This window comes from Bacillus hominis (assembly GCF_018332515.1).
Classification (GTDB): Bacteria; Bacillota; Bacilli; order Bacillales; family Bacillaceae_G; genus Bacillus_A; species Bacillus_A hominis.
Window position 1 is genome coordinate 1 of record NZ_BOQD01000132.1, and the last position, 919, is coordinate 919.

Here is a 919-nt window from a genome sequence, read left to right on the forward strand (position 1 = left end):
CTAGAGACATATGCGTCTTTATTAAAAGCTAATTGGACTTTTTTTGTAAAAAAGAGAAAAACTGATTTGATTTCTACTTTAACGGAAGAACTAGGAAGAGTTACAAATGGAACGAATATATTTTTTCAGATAATAACTTCGCTTGTTTTTACATTTATACAAATAGGAATTGCAATATGGTTATCCGTGAAAATAACTATTTTTGTTTTATTTGCGGGAATCATATTGGCATATTTTTCAAGAAGGTTTATAAAAAAGTCAAGGGAATTAGGGAATAAAACATCTGAGATAGCAAGGGGATATATTGGAGGGATAACCGATCATTTTAACGGTGTGAAAGATATTAAGAGTAATATGCTGGAGGATGCTAGGTATAAATGGTTAGATAATTGGTGTGAGAAAATAGAGAAAGAGCAGCTTGAATTCATAAGGTTGAAAAACCATTCTCAGCTTTTTTATAAGATTACATCGTCAGTATTAATTGCAATGCTTATTTTTGTATCTATTAAATTATTTAAATCTGAACCCACTCAATTACTATTAATCATACTCATTTTTTCGAGACTATGGCCACGATTTATGACAATTCAGTCAAATTTAGAACAGCTTGCTGCAAGCATTCCTGCTTTTAAGTCATTATGGGAATTACAAGAGGAATGTAATGAAGCGATTGAAATGCAGGATATACATCAGCAAAAACATATAAAGCCGATTTGTATAGCACAAGGTATTGAATGTAAGGATGTTTACTTTCGTTATAATAAGCAAGAATCTATATATGCACTTCAAAATATTAATGTACAAATACCGATCAATAGTATGACGGCTATTGTGGGACATTCGGGAGCTGGGAAGAGTACATTAATTGATGTTTTAATGGGATTGATCCAACCAGAGAAAGGTCAAATATTAATAGATG

The 919-nt window shown here is 31.3% G+C and carries 1 protein-coding gene; it reads left to right on the forward strand.

Translation table 11 applies throughout. The annotated features are described in order from the left end of the window. The coding region (locus tag KI356_RS14480) for an ATP-binding cassette domain-containing protein (protein WP_212935735.1) at nt 1-919 on the forward strand (919 nt) is incomplete at both ends.